The following is a 22,780-nucleotide window of genomic DNA, read 5'->3' as shown; positions in this document are numbered from 1 at the left end:
TCAGCTGTTTTTAGTTCGGCGATTTATACGTCTTTTGATATTCTCCAAGACATAATAGACACAAGGAATAACCATCAAACTCATCAGAGTAGAAGTTATCAATCCTCCGATCACAGCTATAGCCATCGGTGAACGTAAAGATGCACCTTCACCAAAACTGAATGTCATCGGAAGCATGGCCAGAATCGTAGTCAAAGTAGTCATGATGATCGGACGGATACGCTGTTGCCCTGCTTCTACAATGGCATCAGTCAACTCCATTCCCGCCTGACTAAGCTGATTGATACGATCCACCAGAATGATAGAGTTATTGACGGCAATACCTCCCAGCATGACAATACCGATGACTCCCATCATATTGATAGTGGTTCCGGTAATGAAGAAAAGTAAGATAGCACCTACTACAGCCAGAGGAATAGTCAGCAAGATCGTAAACGGATGCAGCAAGGATTCAAACTGGGAAGCCATCACCATATAGACAAGTACAACAGAAAGCATCAGAGCAAACAACAGACTGTTCATTGATTCTTGCCGTTTTTCTTCTTCTCCTGTCACTGTGATACTGTAGTTAGCAGGCAATTCAATACCTTTCACCGTTTCACGCACTTCGGCTGCTACTTTATCCAGTGATTTACTCGCATCCATATTAGCCATCACCTTACCGATACGGCTTTGATTGCGACGCAGAATCTCCTTGGGCGCTTGTCCGTGAGTAATGGTAGCAATCTCCTGTAACACAAATTCCTGTGTTCCACTTTTGATAACAAGAGCACCAAGAGAACTCAACGGGATATCCGGCACCTTTATGACAATATCACGCATCTCACCACGATATTCCATCTTACCGACTTCCTTACCGCTTAGTTGCTGCTTCAATTGTTCGATTACCATAGCCACACTCAAATTATTGATACCGGCTATTGTACGATCAATCGAGATCACAACTTCCGGAGCACCGTCTTCCACGGAGGTAATAACATCATAGATTCCATTTACGCCAATCATCCGTTCCTTCACCTCTTCAGTCAACTGAGCAATCTCATCCAGCTCCTCTCCTTTGACCTCCACAACAATAGGAGCCCCTTCGCTTCCTAACAGTGAACTCAGAGAATTCTCATCCTGCTGAATCGTCAGTTCCAGTCCGTCAGGATTCTTAGCCGATTCCACGAAAGACGCAATCACCTTTTCCGGTGAAAGTGTACATTCCGGTGAAAGGATCACTTTCATCATTGCTGTATTTTCTCCTTCAAATATCGCATTTTCCGAACCGCTTCCCTCTCCGATATGACTGTATACCGTACATAAAGAATCACCGCCAACGATGGTATATAACAATTCTTCCAGATTACCTACAGCAGCGGAAGTGCGTTCCATCTGTGTGCCTTCGGGCATTTTGACTACAGCCGTAAACGTCTTGCTTTCCGCACGGGGCATAAACTCAGTTCCGATAAACGGAGTCAGCAACCCAGTCACGATAAGGAGCAACACTGCCATACCGATCACCAGCCAGCGTCGCTGAATCAGCCTGCGAAGCACTCTGCTATATCCTGTAATACGAATGGACTTCACTTCTTCCAGCTTAACCTTCTTGCCGGAAAGCTGGATATATAACATCGGAATCACCAGGATAGCCACAAACAAAGAAGAGACAAGTGAGAAAGTAACCGTCCATGCCTGATCCTTAAACAGCTCGCCCGAAGCTCCGTGAAGATAAACAATCGGCAGGAAGACGACAATAGTCGTCAGAGTAGAAGCAATTACCGCATTGGCAACTTCTGCTGTCCCGTTAATAGCAGCCTCTTTGATACTCAATCCTTTCTCCTGATTTCGGAAGATACTTTCTATGACGACAATGGCATTATCGACGAGCATACCCGCCCCGAGCGCCAGTCCTCCCAATGTCATAATATTCAGTGACAGTCCGTTGAAGAACATCAGATTGAAAGTAGCCACAATCGAGATGGGAATAGCAAGACTGACAATCAGTGTTGTCCCCATCCGGCGAAGGAATACAAACAAGACTACAATAGCGAGGATAACACCCAGAACAGCACTGCTCTTCACTTCTCCAATCGCACTTTTTATAAAAGTACCCTGATTGGAAATCACCTGAAAATGATAACCGGGCAATGCATTCTCTATCACTGCCAATTGGCGGGTTACCTCATCCACCACTTTTACAGTATTAAAGCGCATCTCCTTATAAATAGACAGTCCGATACTACGCTTCCCGTTAATCCGTACAATGTTCTCCGGACGAGCGTTCAAAAACTGCACAGTAGCCACTTCCTTCAAAAAAACAGGAGCTTTATTACTGTTGGCAGTCGCTGTTCCCGAAGCATTGTTTCCGGATGCTTCCTCTTGTTGTATCGCTTTGTATCCGACAATCAGATTCTCAAAATCATCTTCCGAAGCAAACAAGCTCGAACTTTTCACCAGATATTGTAATCCCAGTTCACTGACCCGTCCACCGGATATACTCTGATTATTCGATTCGATGCGCGAAGCGATATCTTCTATTTTCAGTTGAAAAGCATCCAGTTTATAAGGATCAGTCTGAATGGTAAGAGTACTGACTTCTTCTCCCGAAAGCGTCACTTCAGCCACGCCTTCCAGACGAATCAACTCATTGCGGATATAGCTTTCGGCGATTTTCCTTAATTCCGCCATATCTGTAATACTCTGATGAGACATTCCCACCAAAACTACCGGAGACAAGTTCGCATCGTGTTGCGTAATCTTCAGTTCAGTGATATCCTTGTTCTGGGCAAACGGATTCATGGCTTTCTGCAAATCTAGAAAAGCCTCATCCATATCCTTTGTCCAGGTATATTCTACAGTAATTCGTGCCGTCCCGGCTTTAATCACGGAAGAGACCTGAGTAACATCACTCTGCCGGATCGCCATAGACTCCATATTTTTAACGAATTGCTTTTCGATCTCCTCGGGAGGACGTTCACCCGCCTTTAATTCAATAAACAGGCGGGGATTATTCAGATCGGGCAATAAATCCACACTCAACTGATCGTATGATACTTTTCCCAACAATAAGAGGGCAAATACTACCATACAAATCGTAACCGGATTGCCTACTGCAAATTTGATTATATTCTTCATAAGTATTTCCTATTTTCAAAAGATGCGTTCATATATCGCATCCATGATTTACTTTTGGATTTTGACTTTGGCGTCTTCTTTCAGTGTTTCAAAACCCTTCACTACCAAATTGTCATTTACATTAAGTCCGGATAGAATTTCGATATTGTATTCATCCTCCAGACCTGTTTGCAGATTGCGTATCTTTGCCGTATTCTTTTCGACGATATATACGTATTTCCGGCGACGATTGGACAGGATTACGTCTTTAGGTATAATGATAGAACTATCAGCTCTGTCAACGATAATATCTGCTTTGGCGAACATACCCGGACGCAACTTCAACTGGTCATTATCAATCAGAATCTTTCCTTTAAAAGTACGTGTCTCCGTACTGATTGCAGGAGACAGCTCACCGACTCTCGCTTTTAAAGTATCTCCGGGGATGGTATAATGAGTAATATATACCGGTTGCGCTTCCTTGACATAACGAATGCTGCTTTCCGGCAGATTGATATCCATATACATTTTATCATAAGCCATCAGACTCACCATAGCCTTCCCCTGCTCCACTCTTGTATCGGCCGTATAGTGAGGCAAATCAACAATCACACCATCAAACGGAGCTTTCACTTTCATCTTCTCCAGATTGAGTTTTGCGTTTTCATAATCGTAACGGGCATTCGTTACTTTTACTTCCGTATTCCGCATTTCACTCATCGTCACCCCTCCTTTTTCATAGAGAGCTTTCTGCTTTGACTGTTCCTGTTCGGCAATTTCAAGACTTAGTTTTTTAGCGTCAATAGCGATTCCGTTTTCATACTCCTTGTCTTCCAGACGGATTATCAGTTCCCCCTTACTTACCCTATCTCCCATTTTGAAAGGTTTTCCGGTTCTCGGATTAGTCTGAAGTTTATAAAATCCGCTCATTTCCGCATTCTGAGATGCACCGTAAGTCGGCTGCACTGTTCCTGTTGTATTTATTAATTTACTGATAGAACCTTTCTTCAGCTCCACGACAGATACCGGAGTTGCAATATTATTGGGTGCGTTTTGTGGTTTGTTGCCACAGCCGGTTAACAATAAGGTTGTTAACAAAGAAGATGCAATAAAAATTTGATACTGTTTCATGGTCTGCTTATTTTTTATCAATAATGTCTTTCATAGGAACAAGAGGGATATTCTTGTCGAAATCATACAATGAAAGGATTTTAAGATTAAGTAATTCTATTCTGTAATTAATCAACGCCTGCGTATAAGTAATCTTCTTATTCGAAAGCTGAGTCTGGAACTGGCTCATTTCCATACCGGTTATGTCACCTTCCCGATAACGAGTCTGATTCAGATCATAGGTCAACTGTGCATTCTGTACATTTTGCTCGGCGATCTTAATCTGAGTCCGGAGGTTTTCGAGGTTACGCCATACCTGACGAATATTCAGCTCGATATCCACTTTATCCTCTTGAAACTCGAGTTCATTAATCCGTTGAGCCATCTTTTGTGCTTTAATCCTTGCTTTCTTTTCACCCCAGTCGAAAATAGGGACAGCAAAGCTGATGGAAACCCTCGGATTCTGTGTCGGATTATTATAGACTTTATTCAGGTGGCTATTATCTCCTATCAATCCGAAAGAGATGGATACATCTCCTTTAAACTCGTTCAACGCTTTTGTCTTAATCATATCGAACTCAAGTTCCTTGCTCTCTATTTCACGCTGACGAAGTTCCAGACGCGAACCCAATCCATGCGATATGGCCTGGTCCAGATTTACCTGAATCGGTTTAATCTCCACTTCCGCAAATACGAGAATATCTTCATCCAGCCTCATTCCGAGAGTCTGTTTGAGTTTATCCTTCGCATTCTCCAGATTCACCTGACTTTCGTCTACGGACGAACGTGCCGTAGCCAGATTCAGTTCCGCTTGAAAGAGTTCGTCCTTCGCTGCTAAATCCGCTTCTACCTTATTCTTGATAATATCATAACTTTGCTGGGCATTAACCAGTTCTTCACGACTGATTTCCAGATTACTCTGTGCCATATAGACAGAATAGAACTGATCGGTTATACTTTTCTCCGTATTCAGTTGCTGCAAAGCATAACTGATATTGGCATTTTCATAATCATATTCTATTTGCTTCAGTTCCATTTTACGCTTGTTGTATGTGAAAATAGGCTGAGTCAATTGAAGATAGAGGTCATTGCTGAATGCCCGGTTACTAGTTTTATCGCCTTCTATAATGGAACTGTTGTCCTGCCAGCCGAAACGGTTGATTAAAGAAATAGTACCGTCTGTCCATAGAATGGGCTGATCGACCTGAAAGGTCCCGCTGGTATTGAATGTTTCATTCGTGTACCATTGTGACAGACGATTATCGAAACGCCTGTTCTTGTTATAGTCCACCGGGTTCAGATTTAATGAAAATCGAGACTTTAATGAAGCCTTCTGCGCCAGCAGATTCTGCTTATATCTCTCCAAATTCATGTAGGAACGGCGAAGAGAAGGACTGTTCTCCTGCGCAATCTCCATTGCCTTGTCAATCGTTAAAGGAATTTGTCCTTGTGATGTCAGGGCAATTCCCGTAAAAATTACGATTGTCAGCAGCATTCTTTTTAATAGTAGTAAGTCACTTTGCATATAGTTTGCTGTTTTAATAATTATCGTTTCACTATTTTCACTGCGTCGGCTGTCACAGAGCGCAGCTTACATTCATCCGTCAGCACGACACGAACCGTATCGGCACTAAAATAGTAAGTACCGAGTTGTTCCCAACCCTCATTGGCTTTTCTCAGATTGATATAGGCATCTTCCATCTCACTGTCGTATGCCACCCTGAAATGATATTCACCCTGAAGGCGATCATTCCATCGCAGCTCATCATCCTTGAATACATGATAATAAAGCTCATATTGACCGGCTTCCGGCACAGGAATTTTCCATGTAGCCGTCTGACTGCCGTCTCCACTCTTAATCACATAGGCCGAACGGATATATTTGCCATAGTATTTAGCATTGGTGGTAGCTGTCCATTGTAAAGGCGCACGCCACCAGGATATGCCCGAATATTTAAAGGAAGTATCCTCCACTTTATCCAGCCATTTAGGCAGAAGTCCTACGACAGCAGGGGTAGAAAGTACAAAGAGAGTGGAATCTTCATTATCCACAATAACCTCTCCCGGCATTTCTAAGGATGATTCCGGCAAGGTATAGATAGTATCCTTGACTATTTTATTCCGTTCTTGTTTTACATTACCAATGGATTGCCGTATCATATAAGGAAGATTGCCGGAAACCATCGTATTGATTTCCACATCACGTATCTGTTCTTCCCAGACAGAAACAAATTCTTTGCTTGTATGGGCAGCTATCTCTACCTTTTTTCTGGCTCTGGGATCTTCCATCGGTTGATACCACCAGCCATTTTGAAGAACGTTCATCTGAATGATTCCGTCATAATCCGAGTTATTGCTCACCAGTACTTTCAAGACAAAGAATTCTTCTCCTCCTTTATTGACAACTTTGGTCAGTTCGGGCTCTCCGATCGAATAAAAAGGAAGAGGCGTCAACTGTTCCCATTCTTTCAAATATGAATAAAGATCCGTCCGGCTCATTTCTCCCAGAGTATCCAGCATATTTTCGAACTTTATGTTCAGAAATGTATTACGCTTCAACATCGCATATAGTGAATCCCGGAAAGCATCTACGCCCATGTTTATTTCTGACCGGGCAAAAAGACGGCTTGCCTCCAGTCCTACGATATTATTTTGCAGATTACGCTGTTCCACATCAGCCAGCAACTCCTTGAAAGTATGCTTTTCCAGCAGCAGGTTGGCCTTTTCATTGTTACTAAGCCCATTTATCTGACGTTCCCATCCTTCATTTTCCGACTTCTTTTGCAGATATAGCTCAATAGCCCGATTGGCAACAGGCCATTCCGAAGAGTAAATATTGTAACGGAAATTATAAATCTGCGGGAAAAGGAAATAAGGATTTGCCGTAGACGAAAGATTTCCCCGTCCTCTACTACCCGACGAAAAGTTATAATCGCCTTCTGTCTGCAAAAACATCCAGGCAAAGTTACTAAAAGTCCGCATCTGGGCTTCCTGCAGACTGATTTCATTATTTCCCGACCACCGGATATGATTCTTCACCTGCCTCTTCACATCCAGTTCCCAGAATATAGCTCCTTTTTCGGGGAACAATACCATTTCAGGTTGTACTGTCTCCTGCGCTTGCGACCAGGCACGTTCATAGCTGGCAAATTGCACAGGAACTTCTACAATAGAAAATCGCTTAAAAGGATAATCCAGTTTATATTGCCGTGCCAGTTGCTCTTTCACATTACGTATCAGCCAGGGAATGGTATCGTGAATAGAATCAAACGAAGCAGTAAAATAGTCATGGTCCCTTAAATGCCAGACGCTATAAAGAATGCTGTCCGCATAAGCACTTTTTTGCTGATAGTCACCTATGACCAACGATAGTGTCTGAGACGGATAATCTCCTTTAAACGAATACACTCCTTCTTCATCACACTTTCCTTCCCCTTGAGAAAGAGGAACTAACCCCGGTAGAGGCTTGACCTTCAAGCGATAATTACTGAAATAAGTTTGCTGCCAGTCAGGATTTTTATCACTATAGCTTGTTCCTGCACGGGGATACCAATAAGTTTCAGGGGTAAGCATCAGATAATTTTTCGTCTGAAAACTATACTGCTTGTCTATGTTGAACAGAAACTTTTTATTGGAAGCTTGCAGCACTTCGGGAGGGATATCCAAATAACAGAATGAGTTATCTATCTGTCCGTCATACCTGAATGTTGCAGAGATTGTATCGCCTTTGGCATGCTTCGTGCCGAAATCCACCAATACTATTTGCTTGTCACGTTTAAACTTGAGTTGCTGTCCGGCCGAATGAACGGAATGAATGGTTAATCCCGGATTCAAACAGAAGGTGAATACGGCAGATGAGTCCAATGCCACTCCTTTCACAGTTACTTCCGACAGAAAATCTTCAGGATGCTGCTCTACAGAAAGATCATATTCATGAATGAACATCTTCGGAGTAGAAACATATTGGTTGTTGATCTTCGTATAGGTAGCGCGTATATCACTTTGATATAAAATCGAATGTATATGCCAATAACCGCATACGAAAGCTAACATGAGAGTACAAAAAGAAATAACCAGCCACGGATAATTACTGTGCGATGAATTCGGCAGACGCCTGAACAGGGAAATCGTGAAAAAGACAAACGCCAGTCCGGCAAGAAAATAGATGCCACGATGATTTAAAATCACCTCCCAGTTGGAAAAACCAACAATGCTGGACTTCACCAAAGGAAGACTATAAGCCATATAATCGAAAAGATAATAAAACTTATCTTCAATATAGAAAACGGTAAGTCCGATATATCCTAACAATAAAACGAATGTCAGTGCCTGATTTTTCAATACCAGCATCAGAAAGATAGCCAGGCCGATGATGAAAATCAGCGTAGGGACACTGATCAACAGAAAATAAAGCAAGTAAGCCATCCAGTCCACTTCTCCCAATGTCAGGTTGAATGCAGCCGTAATAGCCATAATAATGAGATTCAGCAACAAAAAGACGCGCAGATTTCCCCAAATCTTACCGATGACGTATTCAGCATTACTTAATGGACGGACATAAAAGACTTCTGATGTATCCAGCTTTTTATCTCTTTTCAGGAAGTCGGATGCCAGAAAGATAGCAATAACAGCCTGCCCTGTATTTAGCAACAGTAAAATTAGATAAGGAATGTTCGATGGAATGGCTGTAGCAATCCAGAAGCCTCCGCTATCTTCCGATACGAACAACTGGAAATTGAAAAAAGTAATAATAGTTACAGCGAGTACCGTGAATACTCTGAAGAACCAGCTTCTGATTAATAATTTACTTTCATATTTTGCTACCGATTGTATATTAGATATAAAGGTCATATCAGCATATCGTGTTTAGTCGTTTGTCCAAAGGTTTAATTGATTCTCCATATAATATACATAGGCGTGTTCCAGATTAGGGGGAAATGGTTCCGCTTCGTATCCTTCTACTTTATCGGCAACCACCTGTACTTCCCAGATTGTCCCCGATGGAATCGTCGAGATCACCGGATATTTTTTATCGATCTCATGCAACTGATCTCCCGCAGCCCTGATTCTCCACACTTTACCCTCGGCTAATTTCAGCATATCTTGCGGAGAACCGTTGAAGGAAACTTGTCCCCGGTTCATTAACGCCATATTATTACAAGTACTGGAAATATCACCGACAATGTGAGTAGACAAAATAATAGTCACATCATTCTCGCTGACCTCCGAAAGAAGGTTACGGAAACGGATACGTTCTTCCGGGTCAAGTCCGGTAGTAGGTTCATCAACAATGATTACCTTAGGATGATGTATCAGCGCTTGTGCAATTCCTAACCGCCGCTTCATACCTCCCGATAATTTATTGGCATATCGTTCGCGAACATCGAACAACCCAACGTTTTCGAGCATTTCATCCACAGCCTGTTTTCTCTGCCTGCTATGGGTCATACCGGACAAACGCGCCGCGTAATCAAGAAACTCATACGTTTTGTATTTGGCAAAAAAACGAAAGTCCTGAGGAAGATACCCCAGAATACCGCGTATTTCTTTCCGCTGTTTCATCAAATCATAACCGCAAATTTCTACTTGCCCGGAAGTTGGTTCCATAAGGGCTACAAGAATACGCATTAAAGTAGATTTGCCGGCGCCATTGGGTCCTAATAAGCCAAACATCCCTGCAGGTATTTCCAGATTGACATCTTTCAAGGCATGATTTCCGTTTGGATAGATCTTATTAAGGTTCTTAATAATTATGCTCATGACATTTTATTTGTCCTATGTTGTATTGGGTGATAAAGATAGGCTTTATTTACAGGATACAAATCATAATTATAAACATTAACTTATATTAGTAGAATTCTGTCTAAAATGAACATTCAACAAACATCCATATATCTCATAAACGAAAAGGAAGAAACCACTTCACAGTGACCTCTTCCTCCTCATATCCCATATGATTATTGCCCAACAGGGTTTATAAAAAAGGGTTTTATTAAAAAAGGGTTATTTTTATGATCTTAATTATTTATTAGTTACTTCCACCCTTACCACCACTATGAGTAGGATTAGTAGTCACTGTCTTATACTGATGGTCAGTTCCGGTATAGCGTGTTGCAATTACTGAAATCTTCACATCCTTATTATTATACTTCACTGTGGTCGACAATGTAGTAGTACGAGTCTTGGCATAGCAAGTATAAGTCATTGTTGTATAACCGTTCACATTTACAGTATTATAGGTACGAGTTGTTTCTGTAATACCTGATGCCGATCCCATCAATGAGTATAAACGAGTTTTGAAGAAAGCTACCATAGCATTAACTGTTTCTGGTTTTGCACCTGACAAAGCTTTTTCTACAGCCGCTTTAATATCCGCATCTTTACATTCCCAACCCGACTTTTCTTTATAAGTCAATGCAATTCCTGTTACAGCTTTAGGATTTTCACTGTTATCACGACTTGCCTGTCCTAAAATCTCACTCTTCACTACATTTTCAGTACTAACTTTACTAGTGACTTTATTTTCCATAGCATAGGAAGAGAAATGCTTAACTTTAGTTGTGTAGCTACCTGATTTCTCATCATAAACAACTTTATTAATGTCCTCTGTTTGTGGAACCCACTTTCCATTCTCCAAATAAGTAAGCTCTATATCTTGGGCAAAAGTCACACCCGGAATAGGATTAGGAATAGAGATCGTTACAGCCTCCTTAAATTTCAAACCACTAGGTTCAAAGTGTGCTGCCGCCAAAGGTATGGTCTTTTCTACTTCTTTATTCTCTTCTTCTTTCTTCACTTCTGTAGTCACAGTTTCTGGGGCTGGTACATACGTAGTTACACTGACTTCAGCATTACCACCTTCCAGAACGTCTTCATTACCTTCTGTCTGAATTGCCCCAGCTGGGATTTCTAATTCAGGAGTTACAAGAGGAAGATCTTCTTTCACATCCTCCGGTTCAACAGTACCCGGTTCTTTAACTTCCTCATTCGAAGCACTCTTATCTTCTACCTTAACCTCTTCTGTATTACCAGTCTCTCCAACTTCTACAGTCGTAGGTTCACTTTGCTTAGTCAAAGCCACAGCAACAGTCACCACACTACGATTTTCCGCATTAGCAGCAATTTCTACAGAAGTACTTTGAGCAAGATAACCTTTAGGAGCAACTTCTACAGAATACTTACCTACATTCTTCTCTGTTACAGAGAACTTACCATCTTTGTCAGTCTTAATTGTCTCAGTACCAATTTTTACATCAACACCAGACACACCTTTCCCGGCATCCGTCACAGTACCCATAATATAATACTCAACAACCGGAGCGGGAGTTTCAATCACTTCACCCGGCTCTTGCTTTGGTTCATCGTCATCATCATGACAGGAAACTGTTACAAAAGACAACACACCGAAGGCTATCGCCAAAGAGCATGCATACAACCATTTTAAATTTCTCATAATTGTTCAATTTTTGTTTAAATTACTAATATCAACTCTTATTTAAGTTTTGTCTTTTCATTGGTACGAATCAAATAATAACGGATATAATCCGGCTGCCAGAAACGGCTGTTTTCAGCAGATTTCGGTTCGGTTCTATAGCTTACCCCCAAAGCACGGCGAGCAAATTCATTCCCACTACGCATGTCATATTGAAAAGCGAAATAATCCGGAAGCATCACACGTACCGCGTGACGACTACGCTTCTTACCCGGCAATGGAATCGAAAAATGAAATCCGGCATTTGTTTCTCCATCTGTATACATGCCATAAAGTCCCACGATATATTCACCGAAGTAACGTGAAAGAATTCCGCATACCCCATAATCTCCATATATAAAACGTCCACCGCTAACTTTCAATTGAGTATTCACTTGTGGAATGAAATAACCTACGCTAAGCTGTCCATTCACTCTTTTCCATTTACTCATTCCCCAGTCGTTGCCATATAAATGAGACGAACCGGTTATACCACCTTCTCCTTCTACTGTCCAACGGCCGTCAGAAGAAAAATAACCAATACCGGCTGCGAGCCCCTGACGATCATCCGAGAAATTTCCACCAGTCAGGTATCCCTTCCAATGATTATCCAGACGAAATTCCTGGCGCAATGTCAGATACCCCGGTCGGATGCAATCCCATTTGCCCGGCTCATTATTGACGATAGGTAAGCAAACCTGCAGCCTCAATGAAGCACCTTTCCAAAGTTGCATTTCTACAGCCGGTTGCAATTCAAAAGCTGCTTTATATAATTTGTAAGTAACATTATTAACTAACATTACCCCCGGATAAACCACTACGTCCACTTTCCCAAAAGTAGTAGACTCTCGTTTGGTTCCTTTTAAGGCCTCCATTGCAGTTTTGGTGGAAGTAGTCATCTGCATATTACGGTAAACTCCATCCAAATCACATTTTCCCGATTGATAATCCTCAATCAGCTTCGCAGGCAAAGTGATACAAAGTTGCGGCAAAGCATTATCCAATATGACCAACTGCAATGTAGAGACTTCCGGAAGAGTGATCAGGCGACGTATTGCAATGCCTATACCATTATAAGATCCCCTATATACGGAAGTCTCAAATGCTGCCGTAATCGTATCCAGCTTCTGTGCCACAGATATATTTTCCATTTGCAATTCTTTCAGGACTTCAGATATCCCAGCAGATTGCGCGTCCACACTTTCCAAAGTGCAGCAACATATTATATATAGTATACTAAATACTCTTTTCATCTTCTTAATGTATTAATGTACATTCATAACGCAAACCGGCAGAAACACAGGTAAATTCGCGTGTAAACACATGGACGGACAAACGTTTCCAAAAACGTATTGCTCCACCCAAATTCCATCCATTGGTATCATACTCTGCCATCAGCTTTAACTCACGGCAAAAAGCGGGAGTATAACGAATACCACCAAAAGGGCCTTTCTTGAAAGCCGGTTGATTGCCCTGATGAAAATACCAGCCTGCTGTAACAGCCAACTGATGACCTTTGCAGAAACCAAACGTCTTAGTTAAGACACCATAATAATCTCCCCAATACTGAGTAGCCTTTTCTGTAAAAAGATCATCAGCACCAATTACCACAGCAGGGAAATAACGGCTTTCTTTCAATGGACGAATACGGATAGTATTGGAACGATCTTGGTTGTGATAACCGACTCTGCCATTATATGTTCGCATTTTGAGTAACGTCATACGGTAAGTCAGTTCAACAAAAGAGAACAAAGACATGTCTACGGAGTAATTCATGGTAGGATAGTTAAACTTATTAGGCGTAACCTCTTCAGGAAGGAAGTTTGCGCTTCCCATAAAGGTTCCTGTTTCCTGCATCTCGGCTGTAGGTATCATCATCTGCCCAGTTGCCCCAAGAGCATATTGTGCATGAATCCGGCTTGTTGTCAAGATTAGAATCAGAATTAATACAACACCCTTTAATGGAATAAATCGCATATCCCCCAAAATAGCTTCAGTTTGTTTCATTTTTTATCTATGTATATTCCTAAATAGAGACCTTACCCCAATTTGATTCATAAATCCTCTATTTTTACCATTCTTTTTTCTGTTACTTCTTAGGTAACGGAAAACACAGGGGGGGAAGGGAAAAATCTCTTAAAATACGAAAGATAGGACATGCCAAGCCACCAAAGGAAGCTCAGTCTAAGCGTAGGGTGAAATTTCTTTGATTATGGGACGTAAAAATCTTAGAATATGAAGAAAAGGGTTCTTTCATGTTCCAGGCTATTTTTATCTTATTTTTGAATCAAAAAAGAAAAAAAGGACAGTTTATTTGCTTGTTATTTATTTTTTTGTCTATCTTTGTGCCATTATTATTTCCGTTACCTAAGAAGTAACTCGCATATATTTATACTGATTATTAATACTTTATATCATTTACACGTTTTACCAAGCAATTCTTTACGTAAGACAAATTCATTCTATTTACTTCAGTACGTTCTTTCAAAGCAAAGCCTTTAAGGTAGATTTGTGTTGTTTTGATTGATTTGTGTCCCAACGATTCGCTGATCATTTCAATAGGAACTCCGCGATATTTCGCAGTAGTAGCCCACGAATGGCGAATGGTATAAGAAGTGACAGGAGAAGTCAGATGCAAAGCTTTTGCCAGTCCTCTCAAATGGTTATTGAAATTCCGGAGGGCAGACTGGTATTCCCGATAAGTACTTTCATCTTTCCGCTTTTTATCACCATTCAGAATACTAAATAGATAATCAGGGCAATCCGGATAAGCAGGCTGCCTGTTCCAAAGCTGATCAATCATATCTTTAGCGGTATCCAATATTTCCACACTCATCGGAGTCTTCGTTTTAACACGATTATAATGAAGAACATTCCTGTCTAAAGACGACTTCTCCAAATGCGCCAAATCAGCAAACGACATACCACAGAATTGGAACATCAAAGCAGCAATCGCCTGTGTACGTCGCAAAATATCCGATTTAGGATCTCCGTATAAAAGCTTATGTAACTCAGTTGCCGGCAAAGCCTTCTTTTGACGGACATCCACTCCCGTATACACCCCGTGAAACAATCGGTGAACATAAGGAGCCCTTCCCGATTCTACTCCACGATTATAAATACTACGCAGCATACGCATATACGTCGAAACCGTATTAAGCTTCAAGCCACGTTCATAAAGATACTGCCCGTAACACCGTAAGTGTTCGCGGGTTACTTGTCCGAATGACACGGTAGGTGTGCCACAAAACCCTCTAAAAGAAAGAAGTGCATTTTCATACACATGCGCAGTAGAATAGCGCCCCTCTTTTCGTAAACGACCGATGTACATCTCAGCGCATCGGCTAAACCCATTTTTTTTCATCATTTATACACTAGTTAATTATATAAATCACCTTCTCAGATGAGAGAACAAATATACTTCCTCTTAGGATTTTAACCATCACAAGAATTATTTTATTTCGAACGAAAATCAGAAAGCGACCCTCACTCACGTGAAAGTCGCTTTCTGATTTTCATAACTTAATGAACAAACTAATAAATAATTAACCTTTTCTTAAAAATCTCAAACATTATATCTTAAACGGTTGCATCTTCAAATATACCTTATAGTCTTTAATCATCCCCGTTTTACCGGCTTCAGCCCTGGGTAAATAAGAGAATCCCGTAATAACTTTATCTTCACCAAGATCTATCACAATCTGATGAGGAAATGCAGGTTTGGAAGAGGAATAATTGGTATGCCAGAATGTTGATTCCTGCAAATCAAAAACATTTGTTGCAATATTGTTCGCGGCATCCGTCTCCTCACTATCGGCATAAATCACTTTCCAATGCTGACGGGATACCGGTTTGCCATCTTCGCCCAACAACTCCAATTCTGCAATAGCCGCGAAATCTTTCCCATCATGGGCATTCAAAGCCTCCAGACAGAAGAAACGAGTCTCCACCTTCTTACCGAATTTCACATGTTGCCAACCATTCCCTGACTTAAATATCCCTTGATAAACAGGAGTTTCATTTGTTAAGTCCAAGTTCTCACCCATCTTACGATGAGCATAAGCTCCGTTACCACGTTGTACATCCAGAATTGGTTGACGCAGACCTTCAGTTTCGGCTTTTGAAGGACCAGCCATATCCAATATAATGATTTCATTCTCTCCTTTCTTCAACCAGCAGCCCGGCACATATAAGGTCTGTTGAGGTCCGATTTCCCAATAACGACCAATCGCATGACCATTCACCCATACCATACCTTTACTCCAGTTCATCATATTCAAGAATGTATCCCCTAACTCATTGAGGTTAAACGTCGACCGGTAATAAGCCGGTTGATTGCCAGCATTCTCCTGTTGTTTATACTGCTTATCACGGGCAAAACTATAATCTACCGGAATAGTATATACCTTCCAGTCCTTCACCAGTTCAACTCCTTTATCCGATTGCAGTTCTACTTTCTCGGTAATACCTTTCCAGTCATAAATACCTTTGCCGAAATTCATTCTTCCCATTGCTTCCACCAGGATATCCAGTCGGTCACCTTCTTTCAGTGGTGGTAACTTTACTACACCTTCCCCCTTCAAACGGCTCAGAGTAGCCAGTTTCTTACCATTCAGAAAGACTTGTGCCCAGTCATGAGCTTCTGTGATCAGTAATGTCTGTTCTTTATCAGAAGCGGATAGTGAAGTCCGATACAGAATACTACCCCATCCCTGATCAAAAGCTTCCATTGTCCGGATATCCTCACTCTCTTTGGGGTGAGGCAGATTATCAAACAAGACTGCCACTTCAGTCATTTTAATAGCAGGAATAGCTATAGTCGGTATCGAATCCGGAATTTCCGGCAAGGTTTCACCTTCCGGCAGGTAGTTACCAAGCAGATTCCGTACTTCCAGATATTTAGGAGTCACTTTACCGGATTCATTGATAGGAGCATCATAATCATACGATGTGCAAGTCGGTGAAAAGTTCGGGAAATTCGCGCCTCCCCAATGTCCGAAACTAGTCCCTCCATGAGTCATATACAAGCTGAAAGAAATATTGCGGTCCAGCATTTCCTTCATACCTTTTACCAATTCTTCGGCACTTCTTGTTTCATGCTTGGCTCCCCAATGGTCAAACCATCCGGACCAAAATTCACTGCACATCAATGGAGTGTCCGGCCGTAGTTCTTTCAACCGTTTAAACTGCTCGTCGATGTTAGCACCCGTACCGAAATTAATAGTCCACAGCAAATCATCCAGTGCATTATTCTCAAAATTCGAGTTCCAGTCACACTGAAATAAAGGAACACCTGTAAAACCGGCTTGTTTTACCATGTCACGGATTTCGGATATATACGGCTTATCGATTCCAAATGCTCCATACTCATTCTCCACCTGTACCATAATGATATTCCCTCCTTTACTAATCTGAAGATCAGCCAGCTGTTTGCCCACTTCGTTCAAAAAGAGTTTCACACGTTCCATGTAGTATGGGTCTTGCTCGCGAAGTTTGATATCCTTCTTCTTCAGCAGCCACCAAGGCAAGCCGCCCATTTCCCATTCCGCACAGACATAAGGGCCGGGACGCACTATGACATACATTCCATTCTCTTGAGCCAAACGGCAAAACGCAGCTATATCTTTCTGTCCGGCAAAATCATACCTTCCTTCTTCCGGTTCATGAAAATTCCAGAACACATACAAGCAAATCGTATTCATACCCAGTGCCTTGCACATTTTAATACGATGTTCCCAATATTCTTTCGGGATACGCGGATAATGAATCTCTGCCGCTTTTACAACAAACGGTTTTCCATTCAGCAAGAAAGTATTCTTCCCCACTTCAAATGTGCCCTCCGAAGATTGAGAGCATGAGCTGCCAAGAACAGCTACTACTAAAATAAGTAAATACAATAAAGGTTTCTTCATTTTCTATCTATTGTTTTCATGATATATCTCATATTTAATAAAGAGAATTCACTATCGGCTAATGTTTCCATTCAACCGACAGCGAATTTGAAAATAATCCAAGTGTTCCTAAAAACTAAAATAATACCTATTGAAAACTGAGTACGGTGCAAAGATGAGGTATTATGCGTAAACAAAGGTCCTCAAATAAGTCAAAAGGGTATGAATATCGTTCAAATGAACTTTATTTATCATTTTATGAACTCTTTTTACAGAAAAAATCAAGATATTTGCAAGAAATACCATAAACACTAAAACACCTCATAACGGGAGACCTTATGAATAAAACGACTTTAATACTACTAATAACATTAATTATATCATACATCAATACTGCTTATATTCAAGCACAGACTCAACGTGTCACAGTACAGGGAACTATTCTGGAAAAAGACACACAGTTCCCCGTTGAGCAAGCTACCATACAACTGTTATCCTTGCCCGACAGTAATTATGTAAAAGGCATTTCCAGCTTGGAACAGGGAAAATTTTCACTCACAACTCTCCCGGGACGTTTTTTGCTAAAAATTTCTTTCATAGGCTTCACTACCGAATATAAGACTCTGCAAATAAACACAACCCAGACTATTATTCAACTAGGCAAAATAGAGTTGAAACCTGATGCTGTACTTCTTAACGAAACCGTCATTGTAGCCCAAGCCCCGCCTGTTGTCATCACAGGTGATACAACCGCATATAATACTTCCGCTTACCGCGTCAGTGAAGGTGCTGCACTGGAAGAACTAGTCAAAAAGCTACCTGGAGCCGAAATAAACGAAGAAGGGAAATTAATCATTAATGGTCAGGAAGTCAAAAAAATCATGATGAACGGAGAAGAATTCTTCCTTAACGACCCCAATACGGTTTTAAAAGAACTGCCAGCCGATATGATAGATCAACTAAAAACTTACCAAAAGAAATCAGACATGGCACGTATCACCGGAGTTGATGACGGTAAAGAAGAAATGGTACTCGACTTACGCGTAAAACCAAGTATGAGAAAAGGATGGAATGGTAACTTTGAAGCAGGATATGGAAATGACGACCATTATAGGGCAAAAGGAATGGCCAATCGTTTCAAAAACAAAATGAACTTATCAATCAATGGTACCGCCAACGACAATGGAATTAATTCCAATCAAAGAATAGGTGCCAACTATTCTCAGAATACTCAGAAACTCAAATATGGAGGTAGCATTGAAGTCCGGGAAAATAAACGCAATTCATGGAGCAAGCGTCATACAGAATCTTTTTTGTCAGACAACACTTCTCAGTTTTCCCTGCAGAACAACCAATCCGATGGAAAGACAAGTGCTATTTCCGCTAATTTTCGTTTCGAATGGAAATTAGACAGCCTCACCACTATTATGTATCGACCGACGTTTAATTTTTCCAAAGGAAATTCCAATTCAGGCAACTTCTCAGAAACGCTCAACAACGAGTCAACTCCTATCAACCGGAAAGAAGCCACAAACCGCCAAACGAATGACAGATTCTCCACCAATGGCTCCTTGCAGTTGAATCGCAAATTGAACAGTAAAGGAAGAAACATCGCCTTACGTCTTTATTACGATCTGGATGACGGCAATTCCGATCGATATAGTCTTTCGAATACTTATTACTTAAAGTATGGTGATAGTATAAAAGCTTTGAATCAATGGATTGAAAAACTTGACAATAACAATAAATATCAAGTTCAGATAACATATATGGAACCTGTATTTACCAATCGGTTTATCGAAATTAATTATAGCTATCAACACCGTTCCTCACTCTCTGAAAAATATGCCTATGACTGGGATAAACAAGAAGATACATACAGTCAATATCCTGACACAGCGCACAGTGATTGCTACAAAAATAAATATTCCACTCACCAAACCGGCATATTTTTCCGTACTATCCGCACCAACTATTTTTATAATATAGGTATAGAAGTTGAGGCGCAAAAAACGGCCAATAAAAGCTATATGCGGGACACGACCTTTGAGTATTTATCCAGAAATGCAATAAACTACTCCCCCACCATAAACTTTAAATATACCTTCTCTAAACAAACAACCTTAAGAATAAACTATCATGGGAGAACAGCACAACCCAGTATGACCGACTTATATAGAAAAAAAGATATTTCTGATCCTTTAAACATACGGCTCGCTAACCCCGAACTTAAACCATCATTCAATAACAACATATCAGCTACATTTAACACTTACTTTACTGAAACATCCCGCAGTTTCAATGCTAACCTCTCCTATAATAATACAATGAATAGTACAACACGTATTGTCACATATGACGAAAATACCGGAGGACAGACTACCCAACCGACTAATGTGAACGGGAACTGGCGAATAAACGGTTCGCTTACCTTCAGTACTCCATTATCCAACAAAAAATTCACAGTAAATACACACACCAATACAAATTACGGCAACTCTGTCGGTTTCACTGTGCTCAACAAAGAGTCAGATGCAGTTAAAAGTAATACAACTAACCTCTTTTTATCAGAACGTTTAAAAGGAAGCTACCGTAGCGATCTGATTGACTTTGAGTTATCTGCAGAAGTCAGATATCGAAAATCAGAACATTCTATCAAAAAAGAGAACCGACGGGAAACATTTGATTATACATTCGGAACTGAAGCAAACTTAAACTTACCTTGGGATATAAAAATCTCATCCAATATCAATTGTAGATTAAAAAGAGGATATGGCGGTAAAAATGATACTAACCGCACCCTATGGAACGCACAAATATCGAAAAGCTTCCTCAAGAAGAAAAAGGCAACCGTCCGATTTCACCTATATGATATCCTCCGTGAGAATGAAAGTTCGGAACGTTCCATTTCCGAGAATTCTATCACCGACAGAGAATCCAGTACATCTAACGTATATTTTATGGCATATATTGCCTATCGGTTCAATACCTTCGGACAAAAAAGAAAACGACAATCGGTACAAAACTAAAATTATAAAAGAGGAGGAAATGATGTATCCACAACTACATCATTTCCTTTTTGTTCTTTAAACATGCTGAGTAACATTGAAAAAAGTCATATTGCAAGATATCAGAGATTCTCAAAAGGAGTTCGGTATCAATACTTGACTTCCCGAAGATTTTATACACATTGGTCCGCGCACAACAAAGCTGTTCTGCAAACCAAGTGACAGACAATCCTTGTCGATGTAGTTCAATTTCTATAAGCCGGCCAACGTGTATCATATTACTCTTGTGGAATAATTAAGAAACTGAAACCACACGCTCCTCCTCCGCCATTTTCCAATCGCACAAGAATACGGTTCCACCCTTGACGGAACTGGAAAGGAGCAATATGTTCGTCAATATTATACCAACTGGTACCATAATCGCGCCATACATCCTTACCATTTATCCATACCCGACCACTATCATCCGTACCGATGGCAACCAGCATGGTAGTAGCCTCATCAAAATAAAGTTCCGTATAAGCATAATAAGTAGAATGTCCGGTAGTGACAGGAACCGTATTATGCATTGATTCACTTTGCATAAACTTCCATCGCAGCGTACCATCCAAATACACTTCTTCCCCTATGACCTTTATCGGATGAGAATCCGTTTCCATCACCCCTGTACCTACTTGTCCGTCAGTATATACCGCATCAAAGTCCACAGATATCTCAGGCGGATGGACAATCGAAAAGTCCTCTCGCCCAAAGCTTTCCCACGGTCCTATCATATACCATGTGTTAATATATAACCACCCTTTACGATCCGCGCTTTTTGAGAAACGCCGTCCGGGCAATGCCTGAGCTTTTACCATTTCCTGATTAAGCCGGGGACCTGCATAAGCATTCATCGGACGTCTGTTTCCACTGCCCTGAGCTGCCTCCCCCATGCCACCGAAACCGTTCCCATTGCCACTGCCTTCACCTCCGCCCGGCTGACCATTGCCAATTCCAAAGCCGCCACCGGGCTTTCCGACCTGCTTCACTACTCCAAAGAGATTTTCCAACCGAGATTGAGCAAGTCCGACTTGTCGGGTCGCTTGTCCCAACAGACCACGGTAATTGTTCAAGTCTGCCGTACTTTTTATTTCCAGACCTGCGCTGGCATTACTTCCCGCTGAAGTAGCCCATTCCCCTCCTTTAGTCTGCATTCGAATCAGTTCATCAAAACTTGGCATACGGGAAGAACCTGTCTTCAGAGAACTATAAACCTCGGGAAACGAAAGTCCCTTGGAAAGCGCTTGTTTAGCTGCATTGGCAGCCAAATGGTTCTGCTGTATTTCAGCCTCATATTCTCTTAAAAGAGCATACATATCTTCTACCGACGGATTCGCAGATAACTTGCCCGCCTGCGGAATATTCCTTGCTTTCGAAGTATCATTAGCATCATCCGGTGCCGTACGTGGTAACTTTCTTTGCTCTACTTTAGTCAACAATTCATTTTTCCGCTGCCTCATCTTCTTAGCCATTTCCTGAAATTTACGAAGCTGATCTTCCAAATTTTTCTTGACCAATACTTCCGACTGCTTCACTAATTGCTCAGAATAATTAGCGGGAAGCTCCCGCTGAGCCTGCTCCTGCTTTATTTTATCACTGATACTTTTCGGAGATTTCTGTTTTTTCGCTTGCAAGTCAATAGCTCCCTGTCCTGGTGATGGCATCAGCCAGATAAACAACGCTCCTCCTACCAGACAGACCAGTGCAATAACCCATGATAGGATAACCGTCAGACGGCTACTCCCTGTTGTAGTTTTCGTCATATGTTCGTATTCCTATATTCGTTAAATTATAAAACTGACAAGCATCCATTACTTCCACAAAACGTCCGAATGGAGTGTTTTTATCCATATCAATGCGGATACGCCGCCCCGGATCAGAGATACAGGTCTCCCGCAATTGTTCCATCATGAAATTGGTCGAACAAGGTTGTCCGTCCCAATAGAAGTTACCTTCAGCATCCAGTCCTACAATAGCCTGTTTATCATCCGGTTTCAGTTTTATAGCTGATTCCGAAGTCGGCAGATCCACTGAAATATCCCTGTTTTTCACCTTCGTCATTGTAGAGACAAGAAAGAAGATCAATAGCAGAAACACACAGTCGATCAAGGGCGACATAGACACTTCCGGTTCATCTTCGTTATTAAATAGTGATAGTCTCATAA

Annotated in this window: 14 protein-coding genes; 1 reads left to right on the top strand and 13 read right to left on the bottom strand. The window is 41.2% G+C overall.

What is annotated here, in order from left to right; translation table 11 throughout:
• From ACHLI0_RS23025 to ACHLI0_RS22980, 10 genes are all read right to left on the bottom strand, one after another.
• Nucleotides 1-3,117, bottom strand: coding sequence for an efflux RND transporter permease subunit (locus tag ACHLI0_RS23025; RefSeq protein ID WP_061474183.1), 3,117 nt, complete (start codon nt 3,115-3,117; stop codon nt 1-3).
• Between the two features lie 48 nt (nt 3,118-3,165).
• Nucleotides 3,166-4,227: an efflux RND transporter periplasmic adaptor subunit gene (locus tag ACHLI0_RS23020; RefSeq protein WP_008760595.1), complete on the bottom strand. Its 1,062-nt coding sequence runs from the start codon at nt 4,225-4,227 to the stop codon at nt 3,166-3,168.
• 7 nt (nt 4,228-4,234) lie between these two features.
• Entirely contained in the window at nt 4,235-5,731 is a 1,497-nt protein-coding gene (locus tag ACHLI0_RS23015) for a TolC family protein (RefSeq protein ID WP_195364877.1), read from the bottom strand.
• Nucleotides 5,732-5,751: 20 nt separating this feature from the next.
• Nucleotides 5,752-9,057, bottom strand: a complete 3,306-nt coding sequence (locus tag ACHLI0_RS23010; protein ID WP_055217379.1) for a golvesin C-terminal-like domain-containing protein — start codon at nt 9,055-9,057, stop codon at nt 5,752-5,754.
• A gap of 15 nt (nt 9,058-9,072) precedes the next feature.
• A complete protein-coding gene (locus ACHLI0_RS23005; protein ID WP_008760592.1) occupies nt 9,073-9,966 on the bottom strand; it encodes an ABC transporter ATP-binding protein in 894 nt (297 codons plus the stop codon).
• Between the two features lie 268 nt (nt 9,967-10,234).
• Nucleotides 10,235-11,659, bottom strand: a complete 1,425-nt coding sequence (locus ACHLI0_RS23000; protein WP_055217378.1) for a carboxypeptidase-like regulatory domain-containing protein — start codon at nt 11,657-11,659, stop codon at nt 10,235-10,237.
• Between the two features lie 38 nt (nt 11,660-11,697).
• Complete coding sequence (locus tag ACHLI0_RS22995) at nt 11,698-12,930, bottom strand: hypothetical protein (protein ID WP_490750109.1); 1,233 nt, start codon at nt 12,928-12,930, stop codon at nt 11,698-11,700.
• Nucleotides 12,931-12,934: 4 nt separating this feature from the next.
• Nucleotides 12,935-13,684 carry a YjbH domain-containing protein gene (locus ACHLI0_RS22990; protein WP_048698984.1) on the bottom strand — a complete coding sequence of 250 codons (750 nt, stop codon included), beginning with the start codon at nt 13,682-13,684 and terminating at the stop codon, nt 12,935-12,937.
• A gap of 394 nt (nt 13,685-14,078) precedes the next feature.
• Nucleotides 14,079-15,044, bottom strand: coding sequence for a tyrosine-type DNA invertase cluster 3b (locus ACHLI0_RS22985; protein ID WP_225693879.1), 966 nt, complete (start codon nt 15,042-15,044; stop codon nt 14,079-14,081).
• A 205-nt stretch (nt 15,045-15,249) separates the two neighbouring features.
• Nucleotides 15,250-17,589 carry a beta-galactosidase gene (locus tag ACHLI0_RS22980; RefSeq protein ID WP_055217375.1) on the bottom strand — a complete coding sequence of 780 codons (2,340 nt, stop codon included), beginning with the start codon at nt 17,587-17,589 and terminating at the stop codon, nt 15,250-15,252.
• 317 nt (nt 17,590-17,906) lie between these two features.
• Here ACHLI0_RS22980 and ACHLI0_RS22975 point away from each other — a divergent pair, with 317 nt between their 5' ends.
• Nucleotides 17,907-20,597, top strand: coding sequence for a TonB-dependent receptor (locus ACHLI0_RS22975; RefSeq protein ID WP_074858579.1), 2,691 nt, complete (start codon nt 17,907-17,909; stop codon nt 20,595-20,597).
• Between the two features lie 34 nt (nt 20,598-20,631).
• Here the strand turns inward: ACHLI0_RS22975 and ACHLI0_RS22970 are convergent, their stop codons facing one another.
• From ACHLI0_RS22970 to ACHLI0_RS22960, 3 genes are read right to left on the bottom strand one after another with little or no spacing between them, the layout of a single operon-like run.
• Nucleotides 20,632-20,853 carry a hypothetical protein gene (locus tag ACHLI0_RS22970; protein WP_074858583.1) on the bottom strand — a complete coding sequence of 74 codons (222 nt, stop codon included), beginning with the start codon at nt 20,851-20,853 and terminating at the stop codon, nt 20,632-20,634.
• A gap of 1 nt (nt 20,854) precedes the next feature.
• Nucleotides 20,855-22,378, bottom strand: coding sequence for an OmpH family outer membrane protein (locus ACHLI0_RS22965; RefSeq protein ID WP_490750108.1), 1,524 nt, complete (start codon nt 22,376-22,378; stop codon nt 20,855-20,857).
• Nucleotides 22,353-22,778, bottom strand: coding sequence for an ExbD/TolR family protein (locus ACHLI0_RS22960; protein WP_008760582.1), 426 nt, complete (start codon nt 22,776-22,778; stop codon nt 22,353-22,355). Before ACHLI0_RS22960 ends, ACHLI0_RS22965 begins: the two co-directional genes overlap by 26 nt.
• Between the last annotated feature and the right edge of the window lie 2 nt (nt 22,779-22,780).

It is taken from the genome of Bacteroides sp. RCH18, assembly GCF_058231005.1.
The sequence above is the reverse complement of the archived record's forward strand: the minus strand, read 5'-3'. Positions and strand labels throughout refer to the sequence as shown.